Source organism: Variovorax sp. GW823-FHT04B03 (assembly GCF_058796495.1).
In genome coordinates this window covers 803318-827233 of the sequence record NZ_JBXAIT010000003.1, presented here as the reverse complement: position 1 = coordinate 827233, position 23916 = coordinate 803318, and the positions used below count along the sequence as shown (strand labels likewise).

Annotated in this window: 23 protein-coding genes; 17 read left to right on the top strand and 6 right to left on the bottom strand. The window is 69.4% G+C overall.

Features of this window, described 5'->3' with window-relative positions:
- Positions 1-5: 5 nt before the first annotated feature.
- Complete coding sequence (locus AC1RAD_RS16915; protein ID WP_492736082.1) at positions 6-1826, bottom strand: sulfatase-like hydrolase/transferase; 1821 nt, start codon at positions 1824-1826, stop codon at positions 6-8.
- A 42-nt stretch (positions 1827-1868) separates the two neighbouring features.
- On the opposite strand from AC1RAD_RS16915, the gene AC1RAD_RS16910 reads away from it, so the two are divergent.
- A complete protein-coding gene (locus tag AC1RAD_RS16910; RefSeq protein ID WP_095947351.1) occupies positions 1869-2333 on the top strand; it encodes an SH3 domain-containing protein in 465 nt (154 codons plus the stop codon).
- Positions 2334-2345: 12 nt separating this feature from the next.
- Here AC1RAD_RS16910 and glpK read toward each other — a convergent pair whose 3' ends face one another.
- Both glpK and AC1RAD_RS16900 read right to left on the bottom strand, forming a co-directional pair.
- Positions 2346-3842, bottom strand: a complete 1497-nt coding sequence (glpK, locus tag AC1RAD_RS16905) for a glycerol kinase GlpK (RefSeq protein WP_492736080.1) — start codon at positions 3840-3842, stop codon at positions 2346-2348.
- A 19-nt stretch (positions 3843-3861) separates the two neighbouring features.
- Positions 3862-4632: a DeoR/GlpR family DNA-binding transcription regulator gene (locus AC1RAD_RS16900; protein ID WP_062476748.1), complete on the bottom strand. Its 771-nt coding sequence runs from the start codon at positions 4630-4632 to the stop codon at positions 3862-3864.
- Positions 4633-4754: 122 nt separating this feature from the next.
- Between AC1RAD_RS16900 and glpD the strand changes: the two genes are divergently transcribed.
- The 16 genes from glpD (at position 4755) to AC1RAD_RS16820 (ending at position 20110) form a co-directional block, all read left to right on the top strand.
- Positions 4755-6431: a glycerol-3-phosphate dehydrogenase gene (gene glpD, locus AC1RAD_RS16895; RefSeq protein WP_492736078.1), complete on the top strand. Its 1677-nt coding sequence runs from the start codon at positions 4755-4757 to the stop codon at positions 6429-6431.
- Positions 6431-7504, top strand: coding sequence for an ABC transporter ATP-binding protein (locus AC1RAD_RS16890; RefSeq protein ID WP_492736076.1), 1074 nt, complete (start codon positions 6431-6433; stop codon positions 7502-7504). Before glpD ends, AC1RAD_RS16890 begins: the two co-directional genes overlap by 1 nt.
- A gap of 1 nt (position 7505) precedes the next feature.
- Positions 7506-8576 carry an ABC transporter ATP-binding protein gene (locus AC1RAD_RS16885; RefSeq protein ID WP_062476739.1) on the top strand — a complete coding sequence of 357 codons (1071 nt, stop codon included), beginning with the start codon at positions 7506-7508 and terminating at the stop codon, positions 8574-8576.
- Positions 8573-9463, top strand: coding sequence for a carbohydrate ABC transporter permease (locus tag AC1RAD_RS16880; RefSeq protein ID WP_492736074.1), 891 nt, complete (start codon positions 8573-8575; stop codon positions 9461-9463). Before AC1RAD_RS16885 ends, AC1RAD_RS16880 begins: the two co-directional genes overlap by 4 nt.
- A complete protein-coding gene (locus AC1RAD_RS16875) occupies positions 9460-10272 on the top strand; it encodes a carbohydrate ABC transporter permease (RefSeq protein WP_062476734.1) in 813 nt (270 codons plus the stop codon). The genes AC1RAD_RS16880 and AC1RAD_RS16875 overlap by 4 nt, the downstream gene beginning before the upstream one ends.
- 12 nt (positions 10273-10284) lie before the next feature.
- Positions 10285-10593, top strand: a complete 309-nt coding sequence (locus tag AC1RAD_RS16870; protein ID WP_095744796.1) for a DUF2160 domain-containing protein — start codon at positions 10285-10287, stop codon at positions 10591-10593.
- A gap of 88 nt (positions 10594-10681) precedes the next feature.
- Positions 10682-12412 (top strand): ABC transporter substrate-binding protein, encoded by a 1731-nt coding sequence (locus AC1RAD_RS16865; RefSeq protein ID WP_070059465.1) that lies wholly within the window; start codon positions 10682-10684, stop codon positions 12410-12412.
- 168 nt (positions 12413-12580) lie between these two features.
- The gene (locus AC1RAD_RS16860) at positions 12581-13585 is read left to right on the top strand and encodes a dialkylresorcinol condensing enzyme (RefSeq protein WP_492736071.1); all 1005 of its coding nucleotides are present in this window, start codon (positions 12581-12583) and stop codon (positions 13583-13585) included.
- Entirely contained in the window at positions 13575-14711 is a 1137-nt protein-coding gene (locus tag AC1RAD_RS16855; protein ID WP_095947355.1) for a beta-ketoacyl-ACP synthase III, read from the top strand. Before AC1RAD_RS16860 ends, AC1RAD_RS16855 begins: the two co-directional genes overlap by 11 nt.
- 2 nt (positions 14712-14713) lie before the next feature.
- Positions 14714-15109 carry a DarG family dialkylresorcinol biosynthesis protein gene (locus AC1RAD_RS16850; RefSeq protein WP_095947356.1) on the top strand — a complete coding sequence of 132 codons (396 nt, stop codon included), beginning with the start codon at positions 14714-14716 and terminating at the stop codon, positions 15107-15109.
- A complete protein-coding gene (gene darH, locus AC1RAD_RS16845; RefSeq protein ID WP_095947357.1) occupies positions 15106-16086 on the top strand; it encodes a BtrH-related acyltransferase DarH in 981 nt (326 codons plus the stop codon). Before AC1RAD_RS16850 ends, darH begins: the two co-directional genes overlap by 4 nt.
- A 91-nt stretch (positions 16087-16177) precedes the next feature.
- The gene (locus AC1RAD_RS16840; protein ID WP_492736068.1) at positions 16178-17086 is read left to right on the top strand and encodes an ABC transporter ATP-binding protein; all 909 of its coding nucleotides are present in this window, start codon (positions 16178-16180) and stop codon (positions 17084-17086) included.
- A gap of 9 nt (positions 17087-17095) precedes the next feature.
- Complete coding sequence (locus AC1RAD_RS16835; RefSeq protein ID WP_492736066.1) at positions 17096-18253, top strand: ABC transporter permease; 1158 nt, start codon at positions 17096-17098, stop codon at positions 18251-18253.
- Positions 18250-18528 carry an acyl carrier protein gene (locus tag AC1RAD_RS16830; RefSeq protein WP_139706326.1) on the top strand — a complete coding sequence of 93 codons (279 nt, stop codon included), beginning with the start codon at positions 18250-18252 and terminating at the stop codon, positions 18526-18528. Before AC1RAD_RS16835 ends, AC1RAD_RS16830 begins: the two co-directional genes overlap by 4 nt.
- Positions 18525-19598 carry a beta-ketoacyl synthase N-terminal-like domain-containing protein gene (locus AC1RAD_RS16825; protein WP_492736064.1) on the top strand — a complete coding sequence of 358 codons (1074 nt, stop codon included), beginning with the start codon at positions 18525-18527 and terminating at the stop codon, positions 19596-19598. The genes AC1RAD_RS16830 and AC1RAD_RS16825 overlap by 4 nt, the downstream gene beginning before the upstream one ends.
- The gene (locus AC1RAD_RS16820) at positions 19595-20110 is read left to right on the top strand and encodes a hypothetical protein (RefSeq protein ID WP_492736062.1); all 516 of its coding nucleotides are present in this window, start codon (positions 19595-19597) and stop codon (positions 20108-20110) included. The genes AC1RAD_RS16825 and AC1RAD_RS16820 overlap by 4 nt, the downstream gene beginning before the upstream one ends.
- Here AC1RAD_RS16820 and AC1RAD_RS16815 read toward each other — a convergent pair.
- The 3 genes from AC1RAD_RS16815 to AC1RAD_RS16805 all read right to left on the bottom strand — a co-directional run bounded on the left by AC1RAD_RS16815 (position 20089) and on the right by AC1RAD_RS16805 (position 23913).
- Complete coding sequence (locus AC1RAD_RS16815) at positions 20089-20709, bottom strand: HD domain-containing protein (RefSeq protein ID WP_492736060.1); 621 nt, start codon at positions 20707-20709, stop codon at positions 20089-20091. The two genes, AC1RAD_RS16820 and AC1RAD_RS16815, sit on opposite strands and share 22 nt — an antisense overlap.
- A 4-nt stretch (positions 20710-20713) precedes the next feature.
- A complete protein-coding gene (gene mltB / locus AC1RAD_RS16810; protein WP_492736058.1) occupies positions 20714-21817 on the bottom strand; it encodes a lytic murein transglycosylase B in 1104 nt (367 codons plus the stop codon).
- A gap of 65 nt (positions 21818-21882) precedes the next feature.
- The gene (locus tag AC1RAD_RS16805; RefSeq protein WP_492736056.1) at positions 21883-23913 is read right to left on the bottom strand and encodes a transglutaminase TgpA family protein; all 2031 of its coding nucleotides are present in this window, start codon (positions 23911-23913) and stop codon (positions 21883-21885) included.
- Between the last annotated feature and the right edge of the window lie 3 nt (positions 23914-23916).

The window sequence follows — 23916 nt, the reverse complement described above, 5'->3', positions numbered from 1 at the left end:
TCCCGCTACTTCGAGAACGACTCCACCACCACCGGAATCTCCGGCGCCTGCCACCGGTAGCTGTCGCCCAGCACATTGCGCTCGGCCTTCTGCCCGCTCCAGCGGATGCCCAGCAGGTCTATCAGGCTCCAGCCGGCCCAGTCCGCGCGAAAGGGCTGCTGCGTGGCGGCGCCGGTGGGCAGCGGCTCGCGGTTGCGCCAGACGACGGCCGGGATGCGGTAGCCCGAGGCGGTCGCGGGGCTGTGGCCTGCGCGGTCGCTGCCGTGGCCGACTTCCTGGCCGTGGTCCGACAGGTACATCCAGGCGCGGTAGTCGTCCGGCTTGCCGGTGCTGCGGGTCTGCTGCAGCAGCTCCGACACCACGAAGTCGTGGTACAGCAGGGCCGCGTCGTACTCCTGGCGGAAGTGGCGCACCCAGGCCGAGCGGCCGTCCTTCACGAGGCCGTTCTCGACCGCGTCGACGCTGTCGTCGAAGGGGTTGGCGTTCTCGGGAAAGCGCAGGCTGTAGTGCGGGTGCGCGCCCATCAGGTGGACCACGATGAGCTTGCGCTCGGTGCTGGTGTCGGCAAAGGCCTCCTGCACGCAGTCGAGGATCTCGCCGTCGAGCGAGGCGCTGGCGCGGCCCGGCGTGCGGTTCACCATGTCGACCACGTCGGCGTAGCGCGCGTGCTGCTGCTCGATGGCCAGGTCGTCGTGGTTGCTGATCCACCAGACCTTGTAGCCGGCGGCGCGCGCCAGGGCCAGCAGGTGGGGCGGGCTGTCGCCGTTCCCGCGGTTCCCGTCGTTTCCATTCGCGGGCTCGCCGAAATGGAACATGTTGCGCAGCGCGGGCAGGGTGCTCGCGTCCACCGACCAGGCGTTGCGCAGCACGGCCATGCGGTCGCCTTCCTGCGCCTTGTGCGCCTGCAGGCGCGGCGTGGTCGGGCGGCCGTAGCCGTACAGGCCCATGTTGTCGCGGTTGATGCTGTCGGTGATGACGAGCACGACCGTGGACGGTCCCTCGCGCGTGATCACCGGGGCGATCTGCCGGGCCTGGGCCATCTGCGCATCGCGGGTCTTTTCCTGGTCGGCCCAGGCGGCGCGCTGGTCCTGCAGCGATTGCGACCACTGGGTCCAGAAGACGACCGGGTGCAGCCGGCGCCAGGGTTTGCTCACGTAGGCGACGCAGGCGGCCAGCAGGATGAGCAGCAGCAGCGAGCGCGCCCAGAACGGCCGCCGCGCACGCGGCGCCGTGGCACCGCGTTGCGCGAACAGGCCCGCCAGCAGGCCCGCTGCCACGAGTGCGGCCGACCAGACGACGGCGGAGCGCCAGTGCATGCGCAGGTACTCGGCGCTTTCCCGCGCGTTGGTGTTGGCCGCGGCGCCCAGCACCATGGCGCTGTCGGGCGCGGCCTGGTAGGTGTCGAGCAGGTAGGCGCGGACCACGGCGTCCAGGCCGAAGCCCATGACCCAGAGCCACACCAGCGCCGTGCGCCAGCGCCGCAGGCGTGCGCTGTGCAGCGGCCACAGCAGCCAGAGCACGGGCGGCGCGGCGAGCACCGCGAGCTGGGCGATGCGGCGGCCGTCGTGGCCCAGCGCGATCAGCGCCAGCAGCGTCGCGCCGACCACGCCGCAGGCCAGCAGGGCGCTGGAGGGAGGACGCGGGGCGTCGATGGCGGGATGTGTCAAGCGCGGCGCGGGGGAGTCGGGGGCGGGCGAATTCTGCCCCGCACCCTGCCGCGACACGGCCAGTGTCCCGACCCTCGCGGGGTCTTTGGAGCGCGGCTCAGGGATATCCCCGCGGAACTTATCGGCGCTCAGCGTCCCAGAGGGGGCTTCGACCGGCATTTGCCGGACCTCCCGTGTCTTCTCGAAAGGAACCCTCGCCCCATGGCCCGATTCAGCCGCCGACTGCCCGCGCTCCTGCTCGCATTCTTCTTCTCGTGGATGCTGCTGCCGTCCGCTTTTGCCGCGCAGCCGCAGATGGTCAGTGTCGCGGTCAAGACCCTGAACATGCGCACCGCCCCCAGCCAGCGCGCCGAGGCGCACTGGACCGTGAGCCGGGGCTATCCGCTGCGCGTGATCGGCCGCAAGGGCGACTGGCTGCGGGTCACCGACTTCGAGAACGACAAGGCCTGGGTCTTCCGCTCGATGACGAGCAAGACGCCGCACCACGTCGTGAAGGCAAAGACCGCGCAGTTGCGCCGCGCACCCGGCGCGCGCAGCCCGGTCGTGAAGAAGGCCGTGTACGGCGACGTGCTGCGTACCCTCGAGCGCCGCGGCGACTGGGTGAAGGTGCGCCACGAAGGCGGCGCCACCGGCTGGGTGCTGAAGCGCTCCCTCTGGGGTTGGTAAGCCCGCGCCCGCTCAGGTCGCGGTGGCCTGGCGCACCGCGCGCTCCCAGCGCGCCATCGATTCCTCGGCCTGCGCGCGGCCCATGGTCGGCATGAAGCGGCGCTCCACCTTCCACAGCTTCGAGAGCTGGCGCGCGTCGGTGTAGACGCCGGTCGACAGCCCCGCCAGGTAGGCCGCGCCCAGCGCAGTGGTCTCCACCACCTCGGGCCGCACCACCGGGATGCCCAGCAGGTCGGCCTGGAACTGCATCAGCAGGTCGTTCACGCTCGCGCCGCCGTCCACGCGCAGCTCGGCCACGGGCTTGCCGCCCGCGGCCACGGCGTCGCGGCTCATGGCCTGCAGCAGCGCGGCGCTTTGGTAGGCGATGCTTTCCAGCGCGGCGCGCGCAATGTGCGCGACCGTGGTGCCGCGCGTGAGCCCGGTGATCGTGCCGCGCGCGTCCGCGTCCCAGTAGGGCGCACCCAGGCCGGTGAAGGCCGGCACCATCATCACGCCGCCCGCGTCGGGCACGCTCTCGGCGAGCGACTGCACTTCGGCGCTGCCCTTGATGGCCTTGAGGCCGTCGCGCAGCCACTGCACCACGGCACCGCCGACGAACACGCTGCCTTCCATCGCGTACTGCGGGGTGGCGTCGGTCTGCGCGGCGCTGGTCACGAGCAGGCCGTTGTGCGAGGGCTGGAACGCGCCGCCCGTGTGCATCAGCAGGAAGCAGCCGGTGCCGTAGGTGTTCTTGGCCATGCCGGCCTCGAAGCAGGCCTGGCCGAAGAGGGCGCTCTGTTGGTCGCCGGCCACGCCGCCGATGGGCAGCGCGTGGCCCAGCAGCGCGGCGTCGGTGTCGGCAAAGTGCGAACTGGACGGCTGCACCTTCGGCATCAGCGCGGCGGGGATGTCCAGCGCCTTCAGCAGGTCGGCGTCCCAGTCGTTCGTGTGCACGTTGAAGAGCATGGTGCGCGAGGCGTTGCTCACGTCGGTCACGTGCACCTTGCCGCCGGTGAGCTGCCACATGAGCCAGCTGTCGACCGTGCCGAAGGCCAGCTCGCCGCGTTCGGCCTGGGCGCGCGCGCCGGGCACGTTGTCGAGCAGCCAGCGCAGCTTGGTGCCCGAGAAATACGCGTCGATCACCAGCCCGGTCTTTTCGCGGATGGTGTCGCTCAGGCCCTGCTCGCGCAGCTGCGCGCACAGCGGCTCGGCGCGGCGGTCCTGCCAGACGATGGCGTGGTGCACCGGCTGGCCGGTGGTGCGGTTCCACAGCACGGTGGTCTCGCGCTGGTTGGTGATGCCGATGGCGTGGATGTCGGCGGGCTGCAGCTTCGCCTTGGCCAGCACCTCGCGCGCGGTCGCCAGCTGGCTGCGCCAGATTTCCATCGGGTCGTGCTCGACCCAGCCCGGCTGCGGGTAGATCTGCGTGAGTTCCTTTTGCGCGATGGCGACGATGCGGCCTTCGCGGTCGAACACGATGCTGCGCGAGCTGGAGGTGCCCTGGTCCAGGGCAAGCAGGTAGGTGGTCATTCGATGAGTCTGATGGGGTTCAGTTGTCGCGCGCGATCTCGAGGCGCACCTGCGCGGCATGCAGCAGGTCGGGGAAGGGCGGCGGCGGCGCGGCGTCGGTGAACAGGCGGTCGATCTGCGAGAGCGTGCCCAGCTGGATCATGGCCGGCCGGTTGAACTTGCTCGCGTCGGCCGCCAGCCACACCTCGCGCGCCTGGGCAATGATGGTCTGCGCGACCTTCACCTCGCGCAGGTCGAAGTCGCGCAGCGAGCCGTCGGCCTCGATGCTCGACACGCCGATGAGCGCGATGTCGACCTTGAACTGGCGGATGAAGTCGATGGTGGCCTCGCCCACCACGGCGCGGTCGCGTGGGCGCACCGAGCCGCCGGCCACGATCACCTCGCAGGCCGTGTTGCCGCTCAGGATGGTCGCCACGTTCAGGTTGTTGGTGATCACGCGCAGGCCCGTGTGGCGCATCAGCGCCTTGGCGATGGCCTCGGTGGTGGTGCCGATGTTCAGGATCAGCGAGCAGTCGTTGGGCACCAGCTCGGCCACGCGGCGCGCGATGCGCGCTTTGCCGTCGGCGTTGAGCGTTTCGCGCTGCTGGTAGCCGATGTTCTCGGTGGTCGAGCTGGGCACGCGCACGCCGCCGTGGAAACGCGTGAGCAAACCCGCATCGGCCAGCCGCTGCACGTCGCGCCGCACGGTCTGCAGCGTGACGCCCAGCATGTCGGCGAGCTGTTCGACGGTGACCGAACCGCGCGCGCGCACGGTGTCGAGGAGGTTGATCTGGCGCGGGTTGGAGTTCACAGAGGCGTCGTGGAAAGCGGAAAGACTGGGGTCGAGGGTACAGGCCGCGTCACTTTAAAACGAAAGAAAACGAAGCCGAGTAAGGGAAAACTCGGAGGAAAATCGCGCCAAAAGGAATCCAAATGAAAAAACGCGAAAATACAATCTCGGCCTTTGCTGACAAAAGTCACGAACCTACGGACCTCCAGCCTGTGACCGATTTCTCCTCTCCAGCGGCCGAGCCCGCCACCGATTGCGATGTGCTGATCGTCGGCGGTGGCATCAACGGCTGCGGCATTGCGCGCGACCTGGCCGGCCGGGGCTGGCGCGTGGTCCTGTGCGAGAAGGACGACCTGGCCTCGCACACGTCGTCTTCTTCCACCAAGCTGATCCACGGCGGGCTGCGCTACCTCGAGTACTACGAGTTCTCGCTGGTGCGCAAGGCGCTGCAGGAGCGCGAGGTGCTGCTCAAGAGCGCGCCGCACATCATGTGGCCGCTGCGCTTCGTGATGCCGCACGACCCCTCGATGCGCCCGGCCTGGATGATCCGCATCGGCCTGTTCATGTACGACCACCTCGCCAGGCGCGAGGTGCTGCCGCCGTCGCGCGGCATCGACCTGCGCCAGCATCCGGCCGGCGCGCCGCTCAAGGCGCAGTACAAGCGCGGTTTCGTGTACTCCGACGGCTGGGTCGACGACGCGCGGCTGGTGGTGCTCAATGCCATCGATGCGCGCTCGAAGGGCGCCGAAGTGCTCACGCGCACGCGCTGCATCCATGCGCAGCGCGGCGCCGACGGCTGGGTCGCGACGCTCGAAGGCCCCGATGGCGCGCACCGCACCGTGCGTGCGCGCGCCGTGGTGAATGCGGCGGGCCCGTGGGCCGAATCCTTCCTGCGCGGCGTGGCCCAGTCGGCGCGCGGCGAGGCGCTGGCCACCAAGAGCCTGCGGCTCGTGAAGGGCAGCCACATCATCGTGCCGCGCCTGTTCGACCACGACCACGCCTACATCTTCCAGAACCCCGACAAGCGGATCATCTTCGCCATTCCCTACCAGGGCGCGTTCACGCTGATCGGCACCACCGACATCGAGATCAGCGGCGACGACCCCGGCGCCGCGCGCATCGCGCAGGAAGAAATCGACTACCTGTGCACCCAGGCCAGCCGCTACTTCGACAAGGCCATCGTGCCGGCCGACGTGGTCTGGACCTACTCGGGCGTGCGCCCGCTGCTGGACGACGCCTCGGGCGACCCCTCGGCCGTCACGCGCGACTACCTGCTCGAGTCGAACACCACCGCCGCGCCGCTGCTGTCGGTGTGGGGCGGCAAGATCACCACCTTCCGCAAGCTGGCCGAGGATGCGGCCGACGAGGTCGGCAAGATGCTCGGCCAGTCGAGTGCCCAGCGCCCGGCCTGGACCGACGGCGCCTTCCTGGCCGGCGGCGACCTGTCGGCCTGGATCGGCGCGCCCAAGCGCCCCGACGACGACTTCGCCCGCTTCGTGGCCGCCGTGCAGGCCAGGTACCCCTGGCTCGACGCCCAGGTCGCGCTGCGGCTGGCGCGCGGCTACGGCGCGCGCGTGGCCGAACTGATCGGCGAGGCGCAATCGCTGGCCGACATGGGCGCCGAGGTGGCGCCCGGCCTGTACGAACGCGAGCTGCGCTTCTTGCAGGCGCGCGAATGGGCCGTGAGCTCGGACGACGTGCTCTGGCGCCGCACCAAGCTCGGCCTGCACTACACGCCCGCCGAGCGCGAGCAGGTGGCGATCTGGCTGCAGGCCAACGCAAAGAACAACAACGACACCGTGGAAGTGGAGGTGAGCTGATGCAGCTGACTCTGGAGCGCGTCACCAAGAAGGTCGGCGCGCAAACCTGGCTCTACGAGCAGAGCATCGCGCCCCAAAGCGGCGCGGTGACCGTGCTGCTCGGCGCCACGCAGGCCGGCAAGACCAGCCTGATGCGCCTCATGGCCGGGCTCGACACGCCGAGCACCGGGCGTGTGCTGGTCGACGGCAAGGACGTCACCGGCACGCCGGTGCGCGAGCGCAATGTCGCGATGGTCTACCAGCAGTTCATCAACTACCCCTCGCTCAAGGTGGCCGACAACATTGCCTCGCCGCTGAAGCTGCGCGGCGAGTCGAACATCGACGCGCGGGTGAAGGCGCTGGCCGACAAGCTGCACATCGGCATGTTCCTCGACCGCTACCCGCAGGAGCTGTCCGGCGGCCAGCAGCAGCGCGTGGCGCTGGCGCGTGCGCTCGCCAAGAACGCACCGCTCATGCTGCTCGACGAGCCGCTGGTCAACCTGGACTACAAGCTGCGCGAAGGCCTGCGCGAAGAACTCACGCAGCTCTTCGCCACCGGCGACTCGACCGTCATCTACGCCACCACCGAGCCCGGCGAAGCGCTGCTGCTGGGCGGCTACACGGCCGTGATGGACGCCGGCGAGCTGCTGCAGTACGGCCCGACCGCCGAAGTGTTCCATGCGCCGCAGTCGCTGCGCGTGGCGCGCGCCTTCAGCGATCCGCCGATGAACCTGCTGGCGGGCACGGCCGCGGCCGCCCGCGTGCAGCTCGCGGGCGGGCCCGCGCTGACGCTGGCCCTGCCGGAAAGCGTGTCGGGCACGGTCACGGTCGGCCTGCGCGCGAGTGCCTTGAACGTGAACGCGGGGGAGGGCGACATCGCCTTGCCCGGCAAGGTGGAGCTGGCCGAAATTTCGGGCTCCGACACCTTCGTGCACGTCGACACGGCGGTGGGCGAACTGGTGGCGCAGCTCACCGGTGTGCACCGCTTCGAGCTGGGCGCTTCGATCACGCTGTACTTCAGCGCATCGCAAGCCTATGTGTTCGATGCCAGCGAAAAGCTGGCGCTCGCGCCGGCATGGCGCAAAGGAAACTGAGATGGCACGCATCGATCTCGACCTGGCCCACGCCTACCGCGCCAACCCCACGCAGGACAGCGATTACGCGCTGCTCCCGCTGAAAATGAGCTTCCGCGACGGTGGCGCGTACGCCTTGCTCGGCCCCTCGGGCTGCGGCAAGACGACCATGCTCAACATCATCTCGGGCCTGCTCGTGCCTTCGCAGGGCAGCGTGAGCTTCGACGGCCGCGACATGACGCGCGCCACGCCGCAGGAACGCAACATCGCGCAGGTGTTCCAGTTCCCGGTGATCTACGACACCATGACCGTGGCCGAGAACCTCGCGTTCCCGCTGCGCAACCGCAAGGTGCCTGAAGACCAGATCAAGAAGCGCGTCGGCGAGATCGCCGAGATGCTCGACATGAGCGGCCAGCTCAACCAGCGCGCCGCGGGCCTGGCGGCCGATGCCAAGCAGAAGATCTCGCTGGGCCGCGGCCTGGTGCGCAGCGACGTGTCGGCGGTGCTGTTCGACGAACCGCTCACCGTGATCGACCCGCACCTGAAGTGGCAGCTGCGCCGCAAGCTCAAGCAGATCCACCGCGAGCTCAAGCTCACGCTGATCTACGTGACGCACGATCAGGTCGAGGCGCTCACCTTCGCCGAAGAGGTGGTGGTCATGACGCGCGGCAAGGCCGTGCAGGTGGGCAGCGCCGAGGCGCTGTTCGAGCGTCCGGCCCACACCTTCGTCGGCCATTTCATCGGCTCGCCGGGCATGAACTTCTTGTCGGCCCACAGCGCCAACGGCGCACTCGAAGTGGCGGGCACGCCGCTGGTGCCCACGCGCGAGCTGCCGCCCGGCGCGCTCAAGATCGGCATCCGGCCCGAGTACCTGCGCCTGTCGAACGCGGGGGCGGCAGGTGCCGTGCCAGCGGTGGTGAAGCAGGTGCAGGACGTCGGCACGCACGCGATGCTCAGCGCCGAAGTCGACGGCGGCGTGGTCAAGGTGCGCATGCATTCGGACGAACAGCCGCCCTCGGTGGGCGACACGGTGTGGCTGCGGGTGCTCGACACCCACACCTGCTATTACAAGGACGAGGAACTGGTCGCATGAACCCCACCAACAAGCCGATCAACCAGAAGGCGTGGTGGCTCGTGCTGCCGGTGCTGATCTGCGTGGCCTTTTCGGCCATCGTGCCGCTGATGACGGTGGTCAATTACTCGGTGCAGGACATTATCTCGCCCGACCGGCGCGTGTTCGTCGGCACCGAATGGTTCGCCGCCGTGATGCGCGACGACGAGCTGCACCAGGCGCTGTGGCGCCAGCTGGGCTTCTCGCTGTCGGTGCTGCTGGTGGAGATTCCGCTGGGCATCGCACTCGCGCTGTCGATGCCGGCCACGGGCTGGAAGTCGTCGGCGGTGCTGGTGGTGGTGGCGCTGTCGCTGCTCATTCCATGGAACGTGGTGGGCACCATCTGGCAGATTTACGGCCGTGCCGACATCGGCCTCCTGGGCCACGCGCTGCAGGTCATGAGCATCGAATACAACTACACCGGCAGCGCGACCGACGCCTGGCTCACGGTGCTGGTGATGGATGTGTGGCACTGGACGCCGCTGGTGGCCTTGCTCTGCTATGCCGGCCTGCGCTCGATTCCCGACGCCTACTACCAGGCCGCGCGCATCGACGGCGCCAGCAAGTTCGCGGTGTTCCGCTACATCCAGCTGCCCAAGATGCGTGGCGTGCTGATGATCGCGGTGCTGCTGCGCTTCATGGACAGTTTCATGATCTACACCGAGCCCTTCGTGCTGACGGGCGGCGGGCCGGGCAACGCGACCACCTTCCTGAGCCAGTACCTCACGCAGAAGGCGGTGGGGCAGTTCGACCTCGGGCCGGCGGCGGCGTTCTCGCTGATCTATTTCCTGATCATCCTGCTGTTCTGCTTCGTGCTCTACAACTGGATGCAGCGGGTCGGTACACAGGAAGTGGAGAAAGAACAATGAACGAAAAACGCTTCCACAAGCGCAGCATCTTTTTGCTGCTGTACATCCTGTTCGCGCTGTTGCCCATCTACTGGATGGTCAACATGAGCTTCAAGACGAACGAGGAGATCCTGTCGAGCTTCTCGTTCTTCCCGCAGCAGCTCACCTGGGCCAACTACGCGCGCATCTTCACCGACGAGTCGTGGTACTCGGGCTACATCAACAGCCTGATCTACGTGGCGATCAACACGGTGATCTCGCTCACCGTGGCGCTGCCGGCGGCCTATGCGTTCTCGCGCTATTCGTTCCTGGGCGACAAGCACGTGTTCTTCTGGCTGCTGACCAACCGCATGACGCCGCCCGCGGTGTTCCTGCTGCCGTTCTTCCAGCTGTACAGCACCGTCGGCCTCATGGACACGCACCTGGGGGTGGCGCTGGCGCACCTGCTGTTCAACGTGCCCCTGGCGGTGTGGATTCTCGAAGGCTTCATGAGCGGCATCCCGCGTGAGATCGACGAGACGGCGTACATCGACGGCTATTCGTTCCCGCGCTTCTTCCTCACCATCTTCCTGCCGCTCATCAAGGCCGGCGTGGGCGTGGCGGCGTTCTTCTGCTTCATGTTCAGCTGGGTCGAGCTGCTGCTGGCGCGCACGCTCACGAGCGTGAACGCCAAGCCCATCGTCGCGACGATGACGCGCACGGTGAGCGCCTCGGGCATGGACTGGGCGACGCTGGCCGCGGCCGGTGTGCTCACCATCGTGCCGGGCGCGATCGTGATCTGGTTTGTCCGCCACTACATCGCGAAGGGTTTCGCGATGGGCCGCGTCTAAGGAGACCGAGACATGTTCGACTGGATGGTCTGGACCACCCCGGTGGCCGTTTTCTTCAGCTGCATCGCGCTCATGCTGGTCGGCATGACGGTGTGGGAATTCAAGTCGCCCACCACGATGCGCCGTGGCTGGCTGCCTATTGCCACCACGCGCGGCGACCGGCTCTTCATCGGCCTCTTGTCCGCTGCCTACGTCAACCTGATCTTCGTCGGCCTGGCCGGCAAGGTGCAGGAGTGGCTGAGCCTGGAGGCCGAGCCCTCGATCTGGATCGGCTTCGTGCTGTCGATGCTCGTGCTGGCGCTCGTGATGCGCAAAGGCTAGCCCACCGATTTCGTCAACGCGTCCGGCTCTCCGCCTCCCCGGAGCCGCGATGAAAAAACCGGGGAAGCACAACCGAGGAGACACATTCATGAAGATGCGCTACACGGCATTGGCAATGGCGGCGGCGATGGTCGCCGCGCACGGCGCATGGGCCGCAGAGCCCGAAGCCAAGAAATGGATCGACAGCGAGTTCCAGCCGTCGACCCTGAGCAAGGACCAGCAGGCGGCCGAGATGAAGTGGTTCATCGACGCGGCCAAGAAGCTGCAGGCCAAGGGCGTCAAGGAAATCTCGGTGGTGTCGGAGACCATCACCACGCATGAATACGAATCGAAGACGCTGGCCAAGGCCTTCGAGGAAATCACCGGCATCAAGGTCAAGCACGACCTGATCCAGGAAGGCGACGTGGTCGAGAAGCTGCAGACCTCAATGCAGTCGGGCAAGTCGATCTACGACGGCTGGATTTCCGACTCCGACCTCATCGGCACGCACTACCGCTACGGCAAGATGATGAACCTCACCGACTACATGGCCGGTGCGGGCAAGGAGTACACCAACCCCGGGCTCGACCTCAAGGACTTCATCGGCACCAAGTTCACCACCGCGCCCGACGGCAAGCTCTACCAGCTGCCCGACCAGCAGTTCGCCAACCTGTACTGGTTCCGCGCCGACCTGTTCGATCGCAAGGACCTGAAGGACAAGTTCAAGGCCAAGTACGGCTACGACCTGGGCGTGCCGCTGAACTGGAGCGCCTACGAGGACATCGCCGAGTTCTTCAGCGTCGACGTGAAGACCATCGACGGCAAGCCGATCTACGGCCACATGGACTACGGCAAGAAGGACCCGTCGCTGGGCTGGCGCTTCACCGATGCGTGGCTCTCGATGGCCGGCACCGCCGACATCGGCACCCCCAACGGCATGCCGATCGACGAGTGGGGCATCCGCGTGGCCGACGACAAGTGCACGCCCGTGGGCGCGGCCGTGTCGCGCGGCGGTGCGACCAACTCGCCGGCCGCCGTGTACGCGCTCACCAAGTACATCGACTGGATGAAGAAGTACGCGCCCAAGGAAGCCATGGGCATGACCTTCGGCGAAGCCGGCCCGGTGCCCGCGCAGGGCCAGATCGCCCAGCAGATCTTCTGGTACACGGCCTTCACCGCCGACATGACCAAGAAGGGCCTGCCCGTGGTGAATGAGGACGGCACGCCCAAGTGGCGCATGGCGCCCGGCCCGAACGGCCCGTACTGGAAGCAGGGCATGCAGAACGGCTACCAGGACGTGGGTTCGTGGTCGTTCTTCAACGGCCATGACGCCAACAAGACCGCCGCCGCCTGGCTCTACGCCCAGTTCGTGACCTCCAAGAGCGTCTCGCTCAAGAAGACCATCGTGGGCCTGACCCCGATCCGCGAATCGGACATCCAGAGCAAGGCCATGACCGACATGGCGCCCAAGCTGGGCGGCCTGGTCGAGTTCTACCGCAGCCCGGCCCGCGTGGCATGGACGCCCACCGGCACCAACGTGCCCGACTACCCCAAGCTGGCGCAGCTGTGGTGGAAGAACGTGGCCGAGGCCGTCACGGGCGAGAAGACCCCGCAGAAGGCCATGGACAACCTGGCCGACGAGATGGACAACGTGATGGGCCGCCTGCAACGCGCCGGCATGGCCCACTGCGCGCCCAAGCTCAACGCCAAGGGCGATCCGAACAAGTGGCTCAGCGACCAGCACGCCCCGTGGAAGAAGCTGGCCAACGAGAAGCCCAAGGGCGAGACCATCGACTACAACAAGCTGCTGAGCGCCTGGAAGGCCGGCAAGGTGCGCTGACCGGCGCGTCGCCAGCAGCAATTGCAAACAAGGGCCGCGCCGCGAGGTGCGGCCCTTTTTCGCTTTCTGGCGCCCTGGTTCGTCGGATTCACGCGACGCCATGACCTATGGCAGATGCACCTTTGAAAAGGTTCGCTTACATTCGACGGCCCCCGCCACGGCCCGCCAGTGAATCCAAGTTCTTCCAGCCCCACCGCCAGCCCTCCTGCCACCCCGAGCGCGCGTGTCAAACGCGTCCTGCTGATCCAGTACTCGCAGACCGGGCAACTCGACCGCGTGGCCGGGCAGATCGCCGCGCCGCTGCGCGCCGACGCGGGCATCGAACTGCGCGTGGAGACGCTGCGGCCGCTGCAGCGCTTTCCCTTTCCCTGGCCGTTCCTGACCTTCTTCGACGCGTTCCCCGAGTCGGCCCACCTGAAGCCGGGCCCGCTGGCGCCGCTCGCGCTCACGGGCGACGAAGACTTCGACCTCGTCATCCTGCCGTACCAGGTCTGGTTCCTGGCGCCTGCGCAGCCGGTCGTGGCCTTCCTGCAGCACCCCGTGGCGGCGCGGCTGCTCAAGGGAAAACCCGTGGTCACGGTCATTGCCTGCCGCAACATGTGGCTGCTGGCCCATGAAAAGCTCAAGGGCCTGCTCGCCGCCACCGGCGCGCGCCTGATCGACAACGTGGTGCTCACCGACCCCGGCCCCACGCTCGCCACCTTCTTCACCACGCCGGCCTGGCTCATCTGGGGCCGCAAGCGCGGCTTCTGGGGCATGCCCGACGCGGGCCTGAGCGAGGAGCAGATCCGCGGCTGCGGCCGCTTCGGCCGGGCCTTGCGCGACGCGCTGCACGCAGGCCGCGAGCAGGGCGATGCGCCCCTGCTGGCCGGGCTGGGCGCAGTGCGCGCCCAGGCGCGGCTGCTCATCAGCGAGAAGGCCGGCACGCGCAGCTTCTACCTGTGGGGCAAGCTGATCATGGCGGCCGGCGGGCCGGGCGCGGCGGTGCGCAAGCCGCTGCTCTTGCTGTACGTGCTGTTTCTGCTGGCACTGATCGTCACCGTCGTGCCGGTGAGCCTGACGCTGCAGGCCCTGCTGCGGCCGTTGTTCCGAGGGTGGCTGACTAAAATGACGGCTCAATTCGAGCGCCCGTCGGGCTCTGCCACGGACCGGCTCCCTCTCTATGACGACTGATGTTTTCCTGACCCGCACCGCCGCGTTCCTGCCTTTTTCTCCGGTCAGCAACGAAGACATCGAAGAAGTGTTGGGCCGCATCGGCGGCAAGGTGTCGCGTGCGCGACGCCTCATCCTGCGCAGCAACGGCATCCAGTCGCGCCACTACGCCATCGACCGCGCCACCGGCCAGCTGGCCATGACCAACGCGCAGCTCACCGCCGCGGCCATCCGCGCGCTGGGCGACGACATCGGCCCGGTCGACTGCCTGGCCACCGGCACCTCGCTGCCCGACCAGCTCATGCCCAACCACGCGGTGATGGTGCACGGCGAACTGGGCTGGCCCCGGCTCGAAGTGGTGGCCTGCGCCGGCATCTGCCTGGCCGGCGCGGCGGCGCTCAAGCACGCGTGGCTGTCGGTGCGCGCGGGTGACGCCCGCCGCGCGGTCGCCACGGGCTCCGAGCTGGCCTCGGCCGTGATGCGCGGCATCAACTTCGAGGCCGAGCTCGAGCACAAGCTCGAAGCGCTCGAAGCGCGCCCCGAGATCGCCTTCGAGAAAGACTTCCTGCGCTGGATGCTGTCCGACGGCGCCGGCGCGGTGCTGCTGGAGCGCGAGCCGCGCGGGCCGCTGTCGCTGCGTGTCGAATGGATCGAGCTGTCGTCGGCGGCGCACGAGCTGCCGGTGTGCATGTACGCCGGCGCCGACAAGAACGAGCAGGGCGGCCTCGACGGCTGGGCCCGCACTTCGCCGGCCGACTGGCAGCGCGACTCGACCTTCGCCGTCAAGCAGGACGTGCGCCTGCTCAACGACAACATAGTGCGCGCCACGCTGGCCGAGCCGCTGGCCGCCATCATCGAACGCCGCGGGCTCAAGACCGACGACATCGACTGGTTCCTGCCGCACCTGTCGTCGCACTATTTCGTCGAGCCCGTGGCCGCGAGCCTGGTCGCGCTGGGCCTGCCGATTCCGCGCGAGCGCTGGTTCAGCAACCTCGCGACCAAGGGCAACACGGGCTCGGCCTCGCCGTACATCATGCTCGACGAGCTGTTCCGCTCGGGGCGTATCAAGCCGGGCCAGAAGCTCCTGATGTTTGTCCCGGAAAGCGGCCGCTTCTCCAGCGGCTTCATCTACCTGGAGGCGGTGTAGCCATGGACCTCGATGCCGTGCCCCAAGAGGGCAACGCGACCCTCGCCGGCCATTCCAAGCTGATGTACGCCCGCGACGCGCAAGGCCGCGTCGTCACCACCACCTCGAAGGGCTGGGAGGCGGAAGAGATCGTCACCAGCCACGCGGTCGATGTGCTCATCGAGCAGGCGCAGGAGGCCAAGGCGCGCGTGAAGGCCGGGCTGGCCTCGCCGCTCGAGTACTGGATGTACGAGCGCCGCATGGACGTGGCGCTGCTCTCGCAGACCAGCGGCTTCTGGCAGTGGCGCGTGCGCCGCCACCTGCAGCCGCGCCATTTCGCCGCGCTGTCGCCGGCCCAGCTCGCCCGCTACGGCCAGGCGCTGGGGCTGCCCGTTTCCACCCTGCAAGGCCTGCCGTGAACTTCCAACACCAACAGGCGGCGCACTGCGAAAGCGGCGTCATCTCCAGCCTCATGCGCCACCACGGCGCGCCGATGAGCGAGGCGATGGCGCTGGGGTTGTCGTCGGCGCTGTCGTTCGCCTACCTGCCGTTCATCAAGCTGTCGGGCCTGCCGCTCATCTCGTACCGCATGCCGCCCAAGGCCATCATCAAGGGCCTTTTGGCGCCGATGGCCGCGCGCTTTCGCTTCGAGACCTTCCGCAGCCCGCAGGCCGGGCAGCAGCGGCTGGACGCGCTGCTGGCCGACGGCCAGCTCGTGGGCCTGCAGACCTCGGTCTACTGGCTGCCGTACTTTCCGCCGAACATGCGCTTTCACTTCAACGCGCACAACCTGCTGGTCTACGGCAAGGACGGCGACGACTACCTGATCAGCGACCCGGTGTTCGAGGAGCCCGTGCGCTGCGCCAGCGAAGACCTGTCGCGCGCCCGTTTCGCCAAGGGCGTGCTCGCGCCCAAGGGCCTCATGTACTACCCGCAGGCCATCGAGCGCAAGGCGGTCGACGCCGCCTCGGTGACCCAGGCCATCCGCAAGACCGTGCGCAACATGCTCGCGCCCGTGCCCATCGTCGGCGTGCGCGGCATGCGCACGTTGGCCAAACGCATGCAGAAGCTGTCGCCCAGCGATCCGCGCAGCGTCGACTTCATCGGCCATCTCGTGCGCATGCAGGAAGAAATCGGCACGGGCGGGGCGGGATTTCGCTTCATCTACGCGGGCTTCCTGCAGGAGGCGGCGCAGCTGCTCGACAAGCCGCAGCTGACGCAGATGTCCGAGCGCCTGATCGCCATCGGCGACGGCTGGCGTGCGTTCGCGCTCAAGGCGGCGCGCATGGTGAAAGGGCGCGAGCCGGTCGATCCCGTTGCGCTCGCCGGCAAGCTGCGCGAGCAGGCGCAGCAAGAGGAAACCTTCTTCCGCGACCTCAAGGCCGCCGTCGCTTGAGATGGGAGCCCCCCGGCTTGCCACTGCGTGTGCTTCGCCACCCCCCGAGGGGGAGGCTCGGCCCGCCTTGGGGCGGCCCGGCGGCGGGCCGATGCTCGAGCTTCACCAGCTCGGCTACCGCTACCCGCACGCTGACAAGGCCGCGCTGGCCGACGTGTCGCTCGCCGTGCCGCGCGGTTGCGTGCTGGGCCTGCTGGGGCCGAATGGTGCCGGCAAGACCACGCTGATCTCGCACCTGTCGGGCGCGCTCGCGGTGCAGTCGGGCGACATCCGCATCGACGGCCAGCCGTTGCAGCAGGTGCGCGCCAAGGCGCCCACGCGCATCGCCGTGGCGCCGCAGGACCAGGCCTTCTATCCGATGCTCACCGTGGCTGAGAACCTGGCCTGCTTCGCCGCGGCTGGCAGACTTTCGGGGGCGCGCAAGAAGGCGCGCATCGACACCTGCACGCAGTTCGCACAGCTCGAACAGTTCGCGGGCGTGCGCGCCGAGCGGCTCTCGGGTGGCCTGAAGCGCCGGCTCAACCTCGCGATCGCCTTGCTGCCCGAGCCTGAGCTGATGCTGTTCGACGAGCCGACGGTGGGTGTCGATCCGCAGTCGCGCGCCTTCATCCTCGATGCGATCAAGAGCCTGGCGCAGGCCGGCGCGGCGGTGATCTACGCCTCGCACTACATGGAAGAGATCGAGGCCATCGCCGACCGCGTGGCCATCCTCGACCAGGGCCGCGTGCTGCGCGAAGGTCCGCTCGACGCGCTGCTGTCGCAAAGCGCGATGCTGCTGACCCTGGCCGCCGACGGGCTCGACGCGCAAAGGCTCTCGCGCTTCGGCACGGTGGAGCAGGGCGCGGCGCACTGGCGCATCCACCTGAACGCAGGCACCGGCCCCGGCCCCGTGCTGGCCGCGCTCGAAGCCGAAGGCATCGAGGTGCGCCAGGCCGAGTTCGGCCGGCACGACCTCGAGCAGCTCTTCATGGCGCTCACGCACCGTTCGCTGCGCGACTGACCGAACGCCATGCTCTTTGCGCTCATCAAGAAGGAACTGCTGGCCCTCGTGCGCGACATGCACGGGCTGGCCGTGCTGTTCGTGATGCCGATGGTGTTCATCGTGCTGATGTCGCTCACGCTGAAGGACATCTACCGCCCGCCGCTGGCCGAACTGAGCTACGCGGTCGATGCGCGCGACAGCGGCACGCCCGCCAAATGGCTGCTGCAAATCTGGCGGCGCAGCCACGGCGCGCCGCAGCCGCTGGGCAGCGACTGGCAGGCGCGGCTGCGCAGCGGCACGCTCAAGTACGTGATCGTGCTGGAGCCCGGCCTGTCGGACGAGCTGGAATCGGCCGCGCTCTCCACGCGCGCCCACATCCGCCTGCTGGCTGAACCCGGCATCGACGCCAACCTGTTCAACGCGCTGCGCGCCGAACTCATCGGTGCCTCGGGCGAACTCAAGGCGCGGCTCGCGCTGGCGGTACCCGGCACGGCCAGCCCCGCGCCCGACGCGTCCATCCAGGCGATGGTGCAGGCCGAGCGCTTCGCCACCGCCGGCCCGCGGCCCACGTCGGTGCAGCAGAACGTGCCGGCCTGGCTGGTGTTCGGCATGTTCTTCGTGGTGGCCTCGCTGTCCAGCCTGTTCGTGCAGGAGCGCGGCTCGGGCGCGCTCGGCCGGCTGCAGAGCCTGGGCGTGTCGCGTTCGATGCTGCTGGCCTCCAAGGCCTTGCCCTACCTCGGCGTGAACGCGCTGCAGGCGCTGCTGATGCTGGCGGCGGGCATCTGGTTCATGCCGTTGATCGGCGGCGATGCGCTCTCGCTCGCGGGCATCCACTGGGGCGGCCTGCTGCTGTCGCTGGCGGCCGTGAGCCTGGCGGCGGTGAGCCTGTCGCTGGCGGTGGCCTGCCTCGTCAAGAGCCATGCGCAGGCCGCCACGCTCGGGCCGATGGTGAATGTGCTGATGGCGGCGGCGGGCGGCATCATGGTGCCCAAGTTCGTCATGCCGGGCTTCATGCAGCGCATGGTCGAAATCTCTCCCATGAACTGGGGGCTCGAAGCGCTGCTCACCGTGCTGCTGCGCGGCGGCGGTGTGGCCGAGGTGCTGCCGCAGGTCGGTCGGCTGGTGGCGTTCGCGGCCCTCATGTTCTTCGTGGCTGTCTTTCTGTTTCGCAGGCGCGCACCGTGACGAGCACCGTTTCTTCTCCTGAATTCATCGCCCGCCTCAAGGCCCTCGTGCTCGAGGCCGTCGAAAAAGACGCGCCGCCCGGCGGCCTCGGCGACGACGAGCCGCTGTTCGGCCCCGAGGCGCGCCTGGACCTCGACTCGCTCGATGCGCTGCAGGTGTCGATGGCGATCCAGCAGCACTTCGGCCTGCGCATGCCCGACAGCAAGGACACGCGGCGTGCCATGACGTCGATCGCGCACTTGGCGGAACACCTGGTGCAAGCGGGCAAGGCATGAGTCCGGTGTACCTGGCCGGCATGGGCCTGGCCTGCGTGCTCGGCGACGATGTGCCGTCCGCGCTCGCGGCGCTGCGGCGCGGCGGCGTGCCGCCCACGCCGGTGACGGTGGCCGAGGGCCTGCAGTGGCCGGTCTACACGCTGGCGGTGCCGCCCGGCGACTGGGCGCAGCGCGTGCAGCACACGGTGCGCCGCGTGGTCGCGCAGACAGGCGAGGGACTGGACCGGCAAGGGCCGTTGTTCGTGGCCTCGTCGTCGCTCGACATCGGGGCCATGGAACATGCGCAGCACGACGCGCGGCTCAGCGGCGACCTGCAGGATTTCGCCGACATCGCCGCCGCCGCGCTCGACTGGCAAGGCCCGGTCTTCACCGTCTCGACCGCCTGCACCTCGGCGCTCAACGCGATGCTGGCGGCGGCCGACATGGTGCGCGCGGGCGAGGCGCGCGAGGCGCTGGTGATCGGCGCCGAACTCGACAACCGCTTCACCGTGGCTGGCTTCGGCGCGATGCAGCTGCTGGCGCCCGACAGCGCGCGGCCCTTCGGCGCGGGGCGCCAGGGGCTGGTGCTCGGCGAAGCGGTGGCGGCGCTGCGGCTCGGATCGCAACCCGCGCGCTGGGCGCTGCTGGGCGGCGCCAACGTGGTCGACGGCCGCAACCCCTCGGGCACCGAGGCGAGCGCGGTGCGCGCGATGTGCCGCGACACGCTGGCGCGCAGTGGCCTGCAGCCCACGGACATCGACCTCATCAAGGTGCAGGCCGCGGGCAGTTCGGTCAACGACGCGATCGAGGTCGAGGCGCTGCGGCAGGTGTTCGACCCGCTGCCGCCGCTGGTGTCGCTCAAGTCGGCGATCGGCCACACGCTCGGCGCGGCCGGGGCGGCGGAGCTGGCCCTGCTGGTCGGCTGCATCGAAGGCGGCGCCTGGCCGTCGGTCGGCTACGCGCTGGACGAGACGCTGGGCATCGCGCTGAGCGACGGGCCGCCGGCGCGGCTGCGTCACATCCTGCTCAACGTGGTGGGCTTCGGCGGCGGGCATGCGTCGCTGGTGCTCAAGGATTGCGACGCCGCATGACCACACCGACTTGGCGCACTGTCGCGCACGTCGTGGCGCATCCGCCGCCCGACGACTGGCGCGACGCGCTCGCGACCCGCCTGGGCCGCCGGCCGCGCCGCGTCGGTCTGTGGACCGAGCTGGCGATGTACGGCGCGCTGCGCTGCCTCGACGCGGCCGGCGAAGCCGCGCTGCCGGCGGGCGCGCGCCTGCGCGTGACCAGCCGGCGCGGCGCGTGGGAGGCCACGCGCGCGGGGCTGGCGCAGCTCGACGCGGGCTTGCCGATGCCCTTCACCTTCATGCAAGGCCAGCCCGCGCTGATGCTGGCCGAGGTCGGCCGCAGCCTCGACTGGCAGGGCGACGCGAGCTTCATGCTGTGCCGCGATCTCGCGCGGCCGCTGGCGCTGTCGCAGCTGGGCGCGGGGCGCGACGGGCTGCTGTTCGGCGTGGTGGAGGAGACGTTCGGCGACGTGCCGCCGCGCTCCGAATGGTGGCGGCTGGTGCCGACGGTTCAGCCCGCGATCGAGCGCTGAAGGTTCTCGCGCGCCCGCGCTTCGAGCAGTGCGTGCAGGCGCGGCGTGGCGTAGATCGCCGGGCGGTCGAGAAAGCGCTGGAGGATCGCGCGCCGGCGCGGCAGGCGAATCTCCTCGGGAACGAAACCGTATTCCGCATGCACCTGACGCTCGTACTCGTCGAAGCGCGCGCGCTCGGCGCCGAGGATCGACAGGTCGATGTCGATCAGCAGTTCGGCGTCGCGGCCCTCGGGCACGGCGTCGTGGCGCGTGGCCATGACGAGCGCGTGGACGCGCTCGGCCGACGCATCGCTCGCACCGGCGGCCTGCAGCGCCTGCCGCGCCCAGTCGGCGCTGCGGGCTTCGTTGTCGTGCGCATGCACGTCGTAGATCGCGTCGTGGAACCACAGCGCCAGCGCCACTTCGCCGGGGTGTTCGGCGAGCGCCTGTTCCCGGTCGAACCATGCGAGGCATTCGCCGAGGTGCTGCATCGTGTGGTAGTTGCGCTGCGGTTCGCCGTAGCAGCGTTGCAGTTCGAGCCGCAGCGCGTCGTCGGGCGCGGCCACGCCCAGCGCCTGCCAGGCGGTGGTCCAGTTCGCGTGCAGCGCCTGCGGTGTCATGGGGCTATTGCTCCATCGCGGCCTTGACCTCCTGGCCGAGGTCGAGCACCGACATCGCGTAGTAGCTGCTCCAGTTGTAGCGCGTGATCACGTAGAAGTTGCGCGTGCCGGCGACGTAGGTCGGCGGCGCGTCGAGGCCGTTCTGCAGCTCGATGAGCGCGAGCAGGCCCTTGTGCTTCAGGCCTTCGCCCTCGGGCACGGCACCGGCCGCCACGAAGCTGTCGGCGCTGAAGGTCGGCAGGATGTCGGGTGCCAGCAGCAGCGCCTTCTTCAGGCGCGCTTCCTCGAAATGCACCGGATAGATCGACGGCATGCCCGGCGTCCAGCCGAAGCCCTTGAAGTAGCTTGCGACCGAGCCGATCACGTCGACCGGGTTGTTCACGAGGTCGATGCGACCGTCGCCATCGAAGTCGACCGCGTACTTGGCGATGCTGCTGGGCATGAACTGCGGCATGCCCATGGCGCCGGCGTAGCTGCCCACGGGCGTGAGCGGGTCGTCGGCGGTGCGGCTTTCGGTGCTCAGGAAGCTCTCGAGCTCGCCGCGGAAAAAGGCGACGCGCTCGGCGGCGCGCGGGTGGCCCTGCGGGAAGTCGAAGGACAGCGTGGCCAGCGCATCGATCACGCGGAAGTTGCCCATGTTGCGGCCGTAGATGGTCTCGACGCCGACGATGCCGACGATGATTTCCGGCGGCACGCCGTAGGTCGCTTCGGCGCGCGCGAGCGTGTCGGCGTTGGCGCGCCAGAAGCGCACGCCGGCCGCGATGCGCACCGGATCGATGAAGCGGCTGCGGTAGGTCTGCCAGTTCTTCACCGTGCCGACCGGGCCCGGCAGCATGAGGCGCGGCACATTGGGCAGGAAGCGCGCGGCGCCGATGGTGGCGCGCACCCAGTCGCGGTCGAGGTTGCGGCGCTGGGCGACGTCGTCGGCGAACGCCATGGCGTCGTCGCGCGTGGCGTACGGAGTGCTGCCGCGCACCGGCGTGACGGCGGGGCGGCCATTGGCCTGGGGCTTTTGGGCCAGGGCGCCCGTGGGCCAGGCGACGCAGGCGGCGAGGAGGGCGGTGGCGGCCACTGCGGCGCGCAAGGGCGTGGGAAAGGCGTGTGACATGGGCACGATTGTGCCGCCCGTGCGCATGCGCACTTTCGGGCGACACATGTGGTTGCAGCCGCGCTTCAGGCGCGCGGCGGCGTGGGCGGCCAGGGCAGCCGGCGGAACTCGGCGCGCAGCGCGGCGAGCGAGGCCGATGGGCCGGATGCGGCGGGCGCGTAGCGCTGGGCTTCGAGCTTCAGCAGCCAGTCGCGCACGGCCTGCGCGGCGGGCCCGAAGCGGGCGTCGGCGGCCTGGGCCATCTGGCGCGGCGGCGCCGTCTCGGGCAGCGGCAGGCCGGCCTTGGCCAGACGCGCGCGGGCGCGGCCCAGCAGGCGCAGCCACGGGTCGTGCCGGCTGCGCTCCCACAGCGTCCAGCCGGCGCCGGCCAGGCTCGCGGCCACCAGCAGGTACAGCAGCACGTAGCCCAGGTCTTCCAGGCTCGGGGCGTTGAAGCCGAGGGTCTTGAGCAGGTCGAGCTGGCGGCTCTGCGTGTAGTTGAGCACCCACTGGTTCCAGCCGTTGTTCACGGCCTCCCAGGCGGCGCGCAGGTTCTGTACCAGCGTCGGGCTCATGACGCCGATGGCGCCGGCCAGCAGGCCGGGCTGCGGCGTGAGGCGCTGGAACTGCCCGATGCGTCCCGGCGCGACCGAGCCGGTCGGGTCGACGCGCACCCAGCCCGCGCCCTCTTGCCACACCTCGGCCCAGGCGTGGGCGTCGCTCTGGCGCACCACCCAGTAGTTGTCGACGTTGTTGAGCTCGCCGCCCTGGTAGCCGGTGACGATGCGTGCCGGAATCTGCAGGTGGCGCATCAGAACCACGAAGGCCGAGGCGATGTGTTCGCAGAAGCCTTCCTTGCGGTCGAACCAGAACTCGTCGGCGGTCTCGTTGCCGTACACGCCGGGCTCCAGCGTGTAGGTGTAGCCGCCGGTGCGCAGACGTTGCAGCGCGGCCTGCACGAAGGCCTGTGCATCGGCGCCGGCCAGCGCGGGGTCGGCACGCATCTGGGCGGCGAGGGCGGCGGTGCGCGGGTTGCTGCCGGGCGGCAGCGCCAGGTAGGGCTGCAGCCGGCCGCCGGTGCGCACGATCGGGCCGCTCTGGAACTGCGGGTGGCTCTCGGCGCGGTAGCGCACGAGGTCCATGATCGGCCGGTTCACGAACCACTGCAGGTCGGGTGTGCCGGTGACCTCGTAGCCGGGCACCTCGGGCGCGCGCGGCGCGGCGTCGAGCGTGAGCAGCCACGGGCGCTGGCTGGCCTCGAGCGTGACCTCGTAGCGCACCGGCTCGCCGCGCGTGCGCAGGTTCGACACCGACTGCCCGCTGCGCGCCCAGGTCGGCAGCGCCGTCCATTCGCGGCCGTCGAACTGCGCCAGCACGGGGCCGCGGAAGTACAGCTGGCTCTGCGGCGGCGCGCGGTTGTCGTCGAACTTGATGCGCGCGGCGATGCTGTCGTCGAGCGCCAGTTCGGCGATGGTGCCGACCCGCATCGTGTTCGACAGGCCGCTGCGCCCGGCCATGGCGTCGCTGGGGGTGCCCCACAGCGGCGCGAAGCGCGGGAACAGCAGGAACAGCGCGAGCATCACCGGCGCGCCCGCCAGTGCCATCCAGCCGGCCATGCGCGCGGCCTGCATCAGCGGCGGCCGGCCCACCGGCATGTGGGCGTTGACCAGCGCCGTCAGCAGGCCCAGCAGTGCCAGCAGCATGGTGAAGGCGGTGAGCAGCGACTGCGAATAGAAGAAGTTCGTGAGCATCGCGAAGAAGCCCAGGAAGAAGACCACGAAGGCGTCGCGCCGGGCGCGCAGCTCCAGCGTCTTGAGCGCCAGCAGGCACACGACCAGCGTGACACCCGCGTCGCGGCCCAGCAGCGTGCGGTGGGTGGCGTAGGTGCCGGCCAGCGCCAGCGCCAGCAGCGCGAGGCGCCACCACTTGCTGGGCAGCGGGCGCGCCTGCACCGCCAGCGAGGCGCGCCACAGCAGCACCATGGCGGTGATGGCCGAGCACCACCAGGGCAGCTCGTTCACCTGCGGCAGCAGGATGAGGCCGATGACGCAGAGCAGGAACAGCGTGTCCCGTGCGTCCCTCGGCAGTGCGGTGAGTTCGCGTACGACCCGGTTCATGCG

Bases quoted from the DNA above. Each gene is read 5' to 3' on its own strand.
- AC1RAD_RS16850 (WP_095947356.1), top strand. From the start codon at position 14,714: ATGGACCTCGATGCCGTGCCCCAAGAGGGCAACGCGACCCTCGCCGGC.
- AC1RAD_RS16870 (WP_095744796.1), top strand. From the start codon at position 10,285: ATGTTCGACTGGATGGTCTGGACCACCCCGGTGGCCGTTTTCTTCAGC.
- glpK (WP_492736080.1), bottom strand. From the start codon at position 3,842: ATGACCACCTACCTGCTTGCCCTGGACCAGGGCACCTCCAGCTCGCGC.
- mltB (WP_492736058.1), bottom strand. From the start codon at position 21,817: ATGTCACACGCCTTTCCCACGCCCTTGCGCGCCGCAGTGGCCGCCACC.
- AC1RAD_RS16840 (WP_492736068.1), top strand. From the start codon at position 16,178: ATGCTCGAGCTTCACCAGCTCGGCTACCGCTACCCGCACGCTGACAAG.
- AC1RAD_RS16815 (WP_492736060.1), bottom strand. From the start codon at position 20,709: ATGACACCGCAGGCGCTGCACGCGAACTGGACCACCGCCTGGCAGGCG.
- AC1RAD_RS16835 (WP_492736066.1), top strand. From the start codon at position 17,096: ATGCTCTTTGCGCTCATCAAGAAGGAACTGCTGGCCCTCGTGCGCGAC.
- glpD (WP_492736078.1), top strand. From the start codon at position 4,755: ATGAAAAAACGCGAAAATACAATCTCGGCCTTTGCTGACAAAAGTCAC.
- AC1RAD_RS16865 (WP_070059465.1), top strand. From the start codon at position 10,682: ATGAAGATGCGCTACACGGCATTGGCAATGGCGGCGGCGATGGTCGCC.
- AC1RAD_RS16875 (WP_062476734.1), top strand. From the start codon at position 9,460: ATGAACGAAAAACGCTTCCACAAGCGCAGCATCTTTTTGCTGCTGTAC.
- AC1RAD_RS16880 (WP_492736074.1), top strand. From the start codon at position 8,573: ATGAACCCCACCAACAAGCCGATCAACCAGAAGGCGTGGTGGCTCGTG.
- AC1RAD_RS16805 (WP_492736056.1), bottom strand. From the start codon at position 23,913: ATGAACCGGGTCGTACGCGAACTCACCGCACTGCCGAGGGACGCACGG.
- AC1RAD_RS16885 (WP_062476739.1), top strand. From the start codon at position 7,506: ATGGCACGCATCGATCTCGACCTGGCCCACGCCTACCGCGCCAACCCC.
- AC1RAD_RS16890 (WP_492736076.1), top strand. From the start codon at position 6,431: ATGCAGCTGACTCTGGAGCGCGTCACCAAGAAGGTCGGCGCGCAAACC.
- AC1RAD_RS16820 (WP_492736062.1), top strand. From the start codon at position 19,595: ATGACCACACCGACTTGGCGCACTGTCGCGCACGTCGTGGCGCATCCG.
- AC1RAD_RS16915 (WP_492736082.1), bottom strand. From the start codon at position 1,826: ATGCCGGTCGAAGCCCCCTCTGGGACGCTGAGCGCCGATAAGTTCCGC.
- AC1RAD_RS16910 (WP_095947351.1), top strand. From the start codon at position 1,869: ATGGCCCGATTCAGCCGCCGACTGCCCGCGCTCCTGCTCGCATTCTTC.
- AC1RAD_RS16825 (WP_492736064.1), top strand. From the start codon at position 18,525: ATGAGTCCGGTGTACCTGGCCGGCATGGGCCTGGCCTGCGTGCTCGGC.
- AC1RAD_RS16855 (WP_095947355.1), top strand. From the start codon at position 13,575: ATGACGACTGATGTTTTCCTGACCCGCACCGCCGCGTTCCTGCCTTTT.